Origin of the sequence: Aquiflexum sp. (assembly GCF_041749095.1) — a bacterium.
Taxonomy (GTDB): Bacteria; Bacteroidota; Bacteroidia; order Cytophagales; family Cyclobacteriaceae; genus Aquiflexum.
The window spans coordinates 1-11,153 of record NZ_JBGTCA010000337.1 but is presented as its reverse complement, the minus strand read 5'-3'; the positions used below and the strand labels follow the sequence as shown (position 1 = coordinate 11,153).

The window sequence follows — 11,153 nt, the reverse complement described above, 5'->3', positions numbered from 1 at the left end:
TATCCCCTAACGACATCCTAGAGTTTAAAATTGAAATCCCTTCTTTAGAAGAACAAAAAATAGAGTTGAAGGAATTGCGAGAAAAGGCTGTGGAGAATCGACTCATAAGTTCAGGTCTTCAAAATGAAATTCGTAAAATCAAAAAAGATCAAAAAGAAGACCTGAGTCTAAAGAAACACAACATAATGCAACACATGAATAATGTAAAAGAATCAGCAAACAAGCTTTATAAACTTTTACTTGAAAACGAAGGTGTTTTAAATTCTGATACAATAATTAATTCCACCACTAATATGACAGTGAAAAAAAGATTTGAAATTATGATAGAAAGTATTGACGATTCCCTTTATTATATTGATAACATCACCAATGAGTTCAATTATGGCAAAGGAGAGCTTCTTTATGTTTGGGAATACTTCCCTGGTGTTATGGCTAAAGGCCCTCAAAGTACAGAGCATTTCGAAATCAAACACGTCTGGGATATTGGAACTTTTATTAACGAAATAGTTGGAGACTATGACAAATTTATTACAGAATCCGTTGTGGAGAACTTTATTTTACATAACGGCTACATAAATATCTCAAAGAATTCTTTTCAAGAAATATATAACAATATAATTGAGAATGCTATTCGACATGGATTCACTGATAGAACCAAGAAATATAAGATTGAAATCACCATTTCTTGTACTGAGGATTCTTCTTCAATCTGTTTCTCCTTTCGAAACAATGGGGATCCATTTCCGAAAGGAATGGCGGATAGATATTGTATTAAAGGGGAAAAAGCCGGAAAATTCGGGAATAAGGGCATTGGTTCATGGAAGGTATGTGATATTGTGAATCATTTTGGAGGAAAAGTAATCATTCACGATCTTCCTGAAGAAGAATTCCCTGTAATCATTGATGTAATCTTACCTATACCTTACGATGAATCAGAAAACTAAACTAAATTTTCAAATTATCTGGATCGATGATGAATGGGAAAAAAATGAAGCCATCTTAGACAGAGAAAGTGAAGGATTCCATATAAAGCCATTTAAAGTCGCCAAAGATGGAATTGCAGAGCTTGAAAAGAATCTGGAGAAATATGATGCGGTTATTTTGGATGCGAAAGGATTTAAGGATTCAGAAGATGAGGTTGCTAAACTCAATGGGCTTAAATATTCAATTGACCGAATAAAAGAGCTTTCCAAGAACCGTGTAATCCCACATTTCATTTTTACAGGGCAAAAAGATTTGATGGATGATGATACCTTCAATAGCTTTATTGATGGCATTCCTATATTTAAAAAGGGGCTTGAAAATGACGCCTTATTTGAAAGAATTAATCTTGAAATTCAAAAACGGGGAAATACTCTTATAAAAAACGAATATCCAAAACTCTTTAAAGCTTGTGAATTTATAAGCCCAAAGTCCTTTTTTACTTTTTCTGAAATTTTGAAGAACTTGAAGAACCCAAGCATTTCTTTCAACGACACCCTTCATTTTAATCCACTTCGAAAGGAATTAGAATTATTATTCAGAAAAGCTAATCAATTAGGCTTACTTCACGATAAATGCATTTCCGAGGATGGAGAAATCAATCTATCCGAATCGAGTAATTTCTTATCAGGCTACGATTGTATTCACCTGAAAATCAGATGCAAAAAAGCACATTTTACTAAGATTATATCTGATATGGTTAAAAACATAATTTTTTTGACAGGCTCAGCTTCTCATACTCAGAGTGATAAGCAAACAAAAAAGTACAATTTTGATAAGCACAAAAGAGAAATAGACACTCCTTATCTCTTATATTCTATCACCTTCCAATTAATTGATATATTTATTTGGTTTGAGAAGTATGCGCTTTTGAACTCGGACAAAGAGAAAAACAAAAAACTTTGGAGTTCTATCAATACTGAAAATGTTCCGGATTTTATCACAGGAATCCTTGAATTAGATTCTAATAGAAATTACCATTGTGGAGAATGTATTCTTCTAAAAGGGGCAGTTGAAAATAAATTCAAGATTGGTGATTCTCTTAAGGTAACGTCATTGCAGGAAAATGGAAATAAATCTAAAAATGGATATAAATACTTTTCAAAGAATGTGGTTCTTTCTGAAGTTAATTTTTCAAAAGAAGAAAAAAATCCATAAAGCACATAGCAAAGAATTAAATAGAAATGTACCTATGCATCTCGACTTCACTAAAAACCTTTATACTTACCAAATGAAATTTACCCCTACAACATGATCACCGGCGAACTTAAAAATAAAATCGATACCATCTGGGATACTTACTATTCCAATGGATTTTCTGAACCCTTTTCGGTCATACAGCAAGTGACTTATCTGATCTTTTTGAAACGATTGGATGAAGAGCAATCCCTTAAGGAGAAAAAGGCGAATCGGCTGGGACAAGCTATTGAAAACCCCATCTACTCGGAGGATCAACAGGAAATCCGATGGAGTACTTTCAAAAACTTTGATCCTGAGAAGCTGATGGAGGTGTTTACCAAAACCACTGAGGATAGGCCGGTCACGGCTTTTGATTTTATGAAGAATGTGGGTGGGGAGAATACCGAGATTTCGAGTTATTTTGATAAGGCCATGTTTGGGGGCTATTCTCCTTATTTGTTGGATAAGGTGGTCCAACTGATTGATGGGCTCAATATGCATGACCGGGACACCAAGGGAGATCTTTATGAGTATATGTTGGGCAAGCTGACTTCTGCGGGGCGGATGGGTGCTTTCCGGACGCCAAGACATGTCATTCGCATGATGGTGGATATGGTCAAGCCTTCGCCATTGGATAAAATCTGTGACCCTGCTTCAGGAACGAGCGGATTCTTGGTCATGACGGAAGAGCATCTACGGGGACATCATCCCGAGGAATTCCGAAAGGATGAATTTATCAAACACTTCAATTCCGAAATGTTTACGGGTTTGGAATTCGATCCCAATATGATGCAGATCGGGGCGATGAACCTGATTCTGCACGGCATTGAAAATCCCCGATTGAAGCGGGTGAATGCCTTGGGGGATGACAATACCTACAAAGAAGAGTTTTCCCTGATTCTGGCAAACCCTCCCTTTGCGGCAAAGTTGGATTACGATCAGGTCAGTGCCAATGTCCTTAGCCTTGCCAAGACCAAGGACACAGAGCTTTTGTTTATTTCCCTAATGCTCAGAATGCTGAAAGTAGGGGGTAGAGCTGCGGTGATTGTTCCGCAAGGTGTACTTTTCGGTTCCAACAAAGCCTACCAAGCGGTCAGAAAGGAACTGGTTAAAAATCAGGACCTACAAGCTGTAATTAGCATGCCTTCGGGTACTTTTAAACCCTATACCGGAGTAAGTACGGCGGTCTTGCTCTTTACCAAAACCAATTCGGGAGGTACCGGGAAAGTTTGGTTTTACGATATGAAAGCCGATGGCTATACCTTGGATGATAAACGAAATCCCATCGAACAAAATGACATCCCGGATATCATAGCAAGATGGAATTCGCTGGAAGTGGAAGCCCATAGAGAAAGAACAGCTAAGTCATTTTTGGTGCCAGTTTCAGAGATTGAGGCAAACGATTGGGATTTGAGTATCAACCGCTACAAAGAAATTGTGTATGAGGCAGTGGACTATGACACGCCAAATGAAATCATTAACGGCAAAGAAGGGGAGAAGGGATTGAAGGCTTTAATCGAAGAAAATCGACAAAACCTGGAAGTGTTGGAGGCACTGTTACGATGAAAATGGTTAAAATTGGGAATTGCTGTAAAGTGGTTAGCGGAGCTACTCCAAAAAGAGAAGTTAAAGAGTTTTGGAAGAATGGTAATTTCAATTGGTTTACCCCAAAAGATTTAAGTGGAATTTCCAGTAAGTATATTGAAAATTCGCCTGAGAAAATAAGTGAATTAGGACTGAAAAGTTGTTCTGCACAGCTAATTCCTCCAAATTCACTACTATTGAGCTCAAGAGCTCCAATTGGGCACTTAGCAATAAACCTAACTGAGACATCCACAAATCAAGGTTTTAAAAGCTTAGTACCAGGGAAGCAAATTGATGTGGAATATCTTTATTATGCAATCAAAAAAATTGTTCCATATCTTCAAGATATAGGAAATGGTGCAACTTTTAAAGAACTTTCAAAAAGTAAGGTTGAAAATGTACTTATCCCCCTCCCCGCACTCCCCACCCAACAAAAAATCGCAGCAGTCCTCGACAAGGCCGATGCCATCCGCAAACGCTCTCAGCAGATCCTTGTAAAATATGATCAGCTTGCCCAAAGTGTGTTTTTGGATATGTTTGGCGATCCTGTGAAAAATGAAAAGGGGTGGGAGGTGAAGCCACTTGGGATTTTTGGATCTTTTAAAAATGGATTGAACTATAGCAAAGATGATTCTGGGTTTGAAATCAAATGTATTGGAGTTGGAGATTTTAAATCCAAATATCAAATTGATGATTTCATGGGTTTATCTTCAATTAGTATTTCTGCTTTACCTTCCAAGGATTTTTTGTTAAAAGATGGTGATTTGGTATTTGTTAGGTCTAATGGTAATCAGGAGCTAGTGGGTCGATGCGTTGCTGTTTATCCAAAATCAGAAACAGTTTCTTTTAGTGGGTTTTGCATAAGATTTAGACTTGGAAGCAATGACCTTTCAACTGTTTACTTAACCCAATTATTTCGAAATTCAAGATTTAAAAAAGCTATGTTAAATGGAGGGCGTGGGGCTAACATTCAAAATATAAATCAACAGATTCTCTCAAATCTAAAAATAAATGTTCCTCCATTCAATCTCCAAAACCAATTCGCCTCCATCATCTCCCAAATAGAAAAGCAAAAAGCCCAAACCCAATTGGAGCTAAACCGGGCAGAAGAACTCTACCAAAGCTTGCTACAACGGGCATTTACAGGAGAATTGTTTCCAGAACCCAAACAGAAAGAACTCACTGTAGCACCATGAGCAATTTCCAATTCCTCGACCATACCTTACAAGAAGTCAAAGAGCATGCGATAGCCGCTGAAAAGTATGTGCTTTCCGATCCTCGGGTTTCGGTGTTTTATAGTCGCTTGGGATTGGAGCATGCCGTTTATTGGCTTTATGATCACGACGATAGCCTTCCTACCCTGGGACAATTACGTCAGCGGAATGGAGGGAAGTTTTTGACCTTGGATGAGTTGATGAATGAGGCTGCCTTCCGGGAATTGGTAGATGATGCAGACCTCTATCAGTTGCTGTTTAACATCAAGCATATTGGGAATAAAGCTGCCCATCGAAATCGGGAGAGCATTACCAAAGAGGCAGCACTTACTGCCGTGGAACAGCTTTATGGTTTCCTGTTGCAGTTGGCAGCAAACTATCAGGATGAAATTCCTCATATTCAGCCATTTGATGTCGCACTCATTCCTTTGTCGTCTTCCTCAGTTTCCCAAAAAGAGCAGCAAAAGTTGCAGGACGAAATCCTGACGGAGAAGAAGGAACTCCAAGAACTCAAGCTTCAACTGCAGGGAGAGCGGGAAGCTTTTGAAACCGAGCGTGCTGCATTCAGAACCAAAAGGGAAGAAAAAGGGGAAGCCGCCAAGGTCAAACCGGAAGATTGGACCGAGGAAGATACCCGTATCCGATTGATCAATGTTCTGCTTCAGGAAGCCGGTTGGGATCCCAAGGGAGAAAATGTCTCCGAATTCAAGATCACTGGCCTGCCTACGAATGCCTTTCCATCAGGCTATGGCAAGGCAGATTATGTACTTTGGGACGATGACCACAAACCTTTGGCAATCATCGAAGCCAAGAAAACCATCAAAAGCCCGGAAATCGGTAAGCATCAAGCCAAGCTGTATGCAGATGGTTTGGAGCAACTATATGGACAGCGGCCTGTCATTTTCTATTCCAATGGATTTACGACTTGGCTTTGGGAAGATCATTTCTACCCGCCCCGTAAAGTAATGGGCTTCCTCAGCAAAGAAGAACTCCAATGGCTACAGCACAAAAAATCTACAAGGATACATCCCTTGGCCATAGAACCCAACCGAAGCATTGTCGGTGGCCAAGGTCGGATCTATCAGTTGGAAGCCATTACCCGGACCATGAAGCGGTTTTGCGACAAAGTTCAGTTGATAGGCAATCATAGAAGAGGCCTTTTAGTAATGGCGACAGGTGCCGGGAAAACACGAACCGCTGCCGGAATCATTGAAGTATTGGCCAAGGCGAATTGGGCAAAGCGGGTTTTGTTCTTGGCTGATCGGACTGCTTTGGTTGACCAAGCGAAAAAGGCCATTGCTGAATATTTGCCCGCTTATTCCTGCAAAGACATTACCCAAGAGAAAGATGATATGGCTACCCGAATCGTCTTTTCTACTTATCAGACGATTATCAACCTGATAGAGACAGAAGACCGGTTATATGGAATTGGTCACTTTGATTTGATCATTGTGGATGAGGCACACCGTTCGATCTACAATAAATATGGACATATTTTTGACTATTTCGATAGCCTAGTTCTTGGCCTGACCGCAACACCCCGTGATGAGGTGGATTTCGATACCTTCGAGTTTTTTGGACATGGGCATGAAGAACCCATTTACAATTATGACCTCTTCGAAGCCGCAAACGACAACCATTTGTTACTTCCCAAGGGAAAACAAGTTGACTTGGGATTTATCCGTAAAGGGATCAAGTTTGCCGAGTTGAATGAGGAAGAAAAAGTGCGCTATCAGGAGACTTTCGCTGCGCCGGATGGTTCCGTACCCGAAGAAATTGACCCCAAAGCGATCAATGAATGGCTGTTCAATAAGGACACGATTCGTTTGGTGCTTCAGGAATTGATGAATGAAGGGATTCAGGTAAACGATAGAATAGGAAAGACCATCATTTTTGCCAGAAATAAAGATCATGCGGAACTGATCGTAAAAGTATTTGCCGAACAATACCCTTCTTATGGAGGGGATTTTTGTCAGGCTATTCACTATGAAACCGTCAAATCCCAAAGTTTGATTGATAATTTCAAGGTAGCAGACAAGCTTCCAAGGATTGCTGCATCAGTTGATATGCTGGATACAGGCATCGATGTACCCGAGTTGGTGAATCTGGTCTTTTTCAAGCCTGTTTACTCCAAGTCCAAATATTGGCAAATGATAGGCCGGGGTACCCGAAAGTGTGAAGATTTGTTTGGGCCGGGGCTGCACAAGGAGTCTTTCTACCTGTTTGATTTTTGCGGCAATTTTGAGTTTTTCGAACTGCAGCCGGAAGGCATTCCCGGAAATTCCATGGTTTCCTTATCCACACAGATTTTCAACCAAATGCTCAGACTTGTTTTTGAATTGGGTAAACGGGAGTATGCTGGGGACAAAATCAATCAAGAATTTAAAAAAGAATTGACCGATAGGATCTATGGCCAGTTTGCCAAATTACTGGATAGAACCCAGAATATCTCAGTAAGAAGGGTCTTGGAAACGGTGCTAAAATATGAAGACAGAAACGTTTGGGACAGCCTAAATCCTACAAGTGATTGGAGAGATCTATCCCAAAAAATTGCTCCCATCATCGATTTCAATGATCCTGACGAATACGCCAAGCGATTTGATTTGCTGCTTTATCGTATCCAACTTGCCCAGCTTACAAAATCACCGGAACTGGAATCCTTGGTGGCAAAGGTGCAAGGGACCGCTGAGTCTCTGGCTACCAAGCAAAATGTACCTCAGATCAAAGCCAAATTAGCCTCGATCGAAATGAGCATGCTACCTGAGTTTTGGAAATCCCCATCCATACCCGACATTGACCATCTGAGAAGTGAACTCAGGAACATCATCCGTCTGATAGACCGAAAGAATAAGGTGATCTACCATACCAATTTCCAGGATCGTGTTGATGGTAGATTAGAGGTACAAATGCCACTCGGTAAATTCGGAGGCCAAATGGTGAATTACAGAAAGCGTTTGGAAACGCTATTGGATGCGCATAAAAACCATTTGGCCATTCAAAAAGTCAGGCGTTTTCATAAAATCACCAGTGCCGAATTGGAAAGCCTGACCCGGATTTTCATGCAAGACATTTCTGAAGATGAAAGAGAAGGGTTTCAGGAGTTTTTAACGGACAATTCACTAGATGAACTGATTAGAAAAATGATGGGCCTGGACAAATTAGCTGTAAAAGAAGCTTTTGTAGAAATCGAGCGGACCCAGAGACTTTCTGATATTCAGGTCAAATTCCTTCAGGAAATTGTGGAATCATTGTCCCAGAAAGGCCTTTTGGAGGTGGGCGACCTTTATACCGGAAAGCAGTTCAAAAACATCCATGATGGCGGAATCGATGCAGTATTTGGATCCAAAGTTTCAGATCAGGTTTTTGAGATAGTGAAGAGGATTAATCAGGGGGTGGGGTGAGGCGTGAAATAGCAACCAATAAGATTCTTTAAGTTAAATTTTTAAAATTCTATTGTTTATGAGCAAGGAGTTAGCTTTATCGCTTTTACGAAAATCTTTAAAAGACCCACATGCCGTTTTTAGAGATGGCCAATGGGAAGCCATAGAGAGATTGACAGTTCAAAAACAGAAACTGCTTGTTTTGGAAAGGACAGGCTGGGGCAAAAGCTCTGTTTATTTTATCAGCACTAAGATACTAAGAATTCAAGGTAAGGGACCGAGTATTATCATTTCTCCGCTTTTGGCCTTAATGCGAAATCAGATCGAAGCCGCTGGAAGATTAGGAATTAAAGCTGCATCGATCAACTCCACTAATTTTGATGAATGGGACAGCGTGAAGGCTTCTGTATTAAGAGATGAAATAGATACCTTATTGATCTCCCCGGAGCGATTGGCCAATGAAGGATTTATCGAAAAAGTCTTATATCCAATCGCAGATCGGATAGGTTTGTTTGTGGTAGATGAAGCCCATTGCATCTCCGATTGGGGACATGATTTCCGGCCCGATTATCGTCGGATAGTGGGGATTCTAAAACAAATGCCTGCCGGTATGCCTGTTTTGGGAACTACTGCTACCGCAAATAACCGAGTAATCGCAGACATTGAGGAACAACTTGGCGGCATTGAAATTATCCGAGGTACTTTGACCAGGGAAAGCCTCCTGCTCCAAAACATCACCCTTCCAGATCAAGCGTCAAGGTTAGCTTGGCTAAAAGAAAACATTCCACACATGGAAGGAAATGGGATTGTATATGTCCTAACAAAAAGAGATGCAAGAACAGTAACGCAATGGTTAAATTTTTGCGGAATTGATGCGGCGGCCTACTATTCAGGAGTTGAGGATGAAAACTTTGACGATTCGAACACATATCGGGAGTTTTTGGAAGATTCACTTTACAATAATGAACTTAAGGTTTTGGTAGCTTCCACTGCTTTGGGCATGGGATATGATAAGCCTGACTTAAGTTTTGTTATTCATTTTCAGGCACCCGGATCTATCATCAGTTATTATCAGCAAGTAGGGAGGGCAGGGAGAGCTATCCCAAGTGCTTATGGAATTTTGCTGTTTGGTAAGGAAGATGCCGATGTTCACAAATATTTCAGGGAAGGGGCGTTTCCTCCTGAAGAGATTGTGAACGAGATTTTGGAAGCATTGGAAACGCATGATGGCTTGTCTATCCCAAAGCTGCAAGAAGTATTGAATGTAAAAAAGGGACAAATCGAACAAACGCTGAAATATCTAAGCGTAGAAGATCCATCCCCCATTACAAAAATTGGTACGCAATGGAAAAGGACTGCAGTACCTTATACAATGGACACAGAAAAAATTCAAAGGTTGACCAACCAAAGACTGGAAGAATGGGAAAGTGTCAAAGAATATATTGCTACTGAGGGTTGTCTGATGAACTTTCTTCAGGATCAATTGGATGACCCCATTGCTGGCCCATGTGGAAAATGCGCCAATTGTTTAGGGGAAGATTTGATTCCAAGATCTGTTAAACATGAAAATATACTGGAGGCTTCCATTTACCTCAAACATTCAGAATTTGATCTAGAGCCTAGAAAACAAATTCCAAGAGGCGCATTACCCATCTATGGTTGGGCATGGAATTTACCGCTTAAACTTCAAGCAGAAACAGGGAAAGCATTATCCATCTGGGGCGATGCTGGATGGGGGCAAATAGTCGCGGATGGAAAACACCATGGTCATTTCAATGATGATTTGGTGGATGCCATGTATGAAATGATTACGCAAAGATGGAAACCGGAACCTTTCCCCGAATGGCTTACCTGCATTCCTTCATTAAGACATCCCAATTTAGTTCCTGACTTTGCCAGGAGGCTTGCGGACAAATTGGGAATACCATTTCACCCTATTCTTATAAAAGCAAAAAACACACAAGCCCAAAAAGAACAGGAAAACAGCTTTCATCAATGCGCAAATTTAGATGGAGCTTTCCAGATTGATGGCAAAGTTGAAAATAAACCCTTATTTTTAGTCGATGATGCAGTGGATTCGCGGTGGACTTTTACCATTGCCGCCGCATTACTAAAAGAGAATGGTTCCGGCCCTGTTTATCCTGTAGCACTTACCTCCACCTCAGTTAGCGATTAAGATGATTTCCGAAAGAACAAAAGCCATATTATTACTTACTTCTTATCTTTCTAAAGACTTAGATAAAGAAACTAAACCTCTGACTATAACTGAATGGAATGAAGTGGTCAGGTGGTTGCGATCAAAAGAATTAGGCCCTGAAGATTTACTCATGGGCAATCCCGAATCTATTCTTAATTCTTGGATAGAAAGCAAAATCTCAAAACAGCGAATCATCGATTTATTGGATCGCAAAATGGCCTTGGCCCTTAAGTTGGAAAAATGGACAAAAGCCGGGATATGGATTATCAACAGAGGTGACGCTGAATATCCGGAATCGATCAAAACCACTTTAAAAGATAAAGTACCCCCAATACTTTTTGGAATAGGGAATAAAGACTTGCTATCAAAAAATTATATAGGAATAGTGGGTTCCAGGAATATTGCAGTTGATGATATTCAGACCACAAAAAACATAGTCAGTCAATTGAATGAACAGGGTTTCGGAGTAGTTTCCGGTGGTGCAAGAGGAGTGGACGAACATTCGATTACAGGGATACTTGAGCTTAATGGCTTTGCTTTGGGAGTTCTTGCTGATAGCCTGATGAAAAAATCTTCTGACAACATGTATAGAAGGTACATCATGGACAACAAACTGGT

General features: G+C 40.4%; 7 protein-coding genes. All 7 read left to right on the top strand.

All coding sequences use genetic code 11. From position 1 onward, the window contains the following. A partial coding sequence (locus ACEW8O_RS15355; RefSeq protein ID WP_373495504.1) for an ATP-binding protein occupies positions 1-944 on the top strand: 944 nt, incomplete at its 5' end. Beyond that, complete coding sequence (locus tag ACEW8O_RS15350) at positions 928-2,139, top strand: hypothetical protein (RefSeq protein WP_373495503.1); 1,212 nt, start codon at positions 928-930, stop codon at positions 2,137-2,139. The genes ACEW8O_RS15355 and ACEW8O_RS15350, both read left to right, overlap by 17 nt. 93 nt (positions 2,140-2,232) lie before the next feature. Beyond that, positions 2,233-3,726: an N-6 DNA methylase gene (locus ACEW8O_RS15345; protein WP_373495502.1), complete on the top strand. Its 1,494-nt coding sequence runs from the start codon at positions 2,233-2,235 to the stop codon at positions 3,724-3,726. Next, positions 3,723-4,940: a restriction endonuclease subunit S gene (locus tag ACEW8O_RS15340; RefSeq protein WP_373495501.1), complete on the top strand. Its 1,218-nt coding sequence runs from the start codon at positions 3,723-3,725 to the stop codon at positions 4,938-4,940. The genes ACEW8O_RS15345 and ACEW8O_RS15340 overlap by 4 nt, the downstream gene beginning before the upstream one ends. Beyond that, a complete protein-coding gene (locus tag ACEW8O_RS15335; protein WP_373495500.1) occupies positions 4,937-8,359 on the top strand; it encodes a DEAD/DEAH box helicase family protein in 3,423 nt (1,140 codons plus the stop codon). Before ACEW8O_RS15340 ends, ACEW8O_RS15335 begins: the two co-directional genes overlap by 4 nt. Before the next feature lie 58 nt (positions 8,360-8,417). Then, a complete protein-coding gene (locus ACEW8O_RS15330) occupies positions 8,418-10,514 on the top strand; it encodes a RecQ family ATP-dependent DNA helicase (RefSeq protein ID WP_373495499.1) in 2,097 nt (698 codons plus the stop codon). Between the two features lies 1 nt (position 10,515). Beyond that, on the top strand, positions 10,516-11,153 hold a 638-nt coding region (locus tag ACEW8O_RS15325), incomplete at its 3' end, for a DNA-processing protein DprA (protein ID WP_373495498.1).

What these genes read in the sequence shown, in the direction of transcription:
- ACEW8O_RS15330 (WP_373495499.1), top strand. Translation starts at nt 8,418, where the DNA reads ATGAGCAAGGAGTTAGCTTTATCGCTTTTACGAAAATCTTTAAAAGAC.
- ACEW8O_RS15345 (WP_373495502.1), top strand. Translation starts at nt 2,233, where the DNA reads ATGATCACCGGCGAACTTAAAAATAAAATCGATACCATCTGGGATACT.
- ACEW8O_RS15350 (WP_373495503.1), top strand. Translation starts at nt 928, where the DNA reads ATGAATCAGAAAACTAAACTAAATTTTCAAATTATCTGGATCGATGAT.
- ACEW8O_RS15335 (WP_373495500.1), top strand. Translation starts at nt 4,937, where the DNA reads ATGAGCAATTTCCAATTCCTCGACCATACCTTACAAGAAGTCAAAGAG.
- ACEW8O_RS15340 (WP_373495501.1), top strand. Translation starts at nt 3,723, where the DNA reads ATGAAAATGGTTAAAATTGGGAATTGCTGTAAAGTGGTTAGCGGAGCT.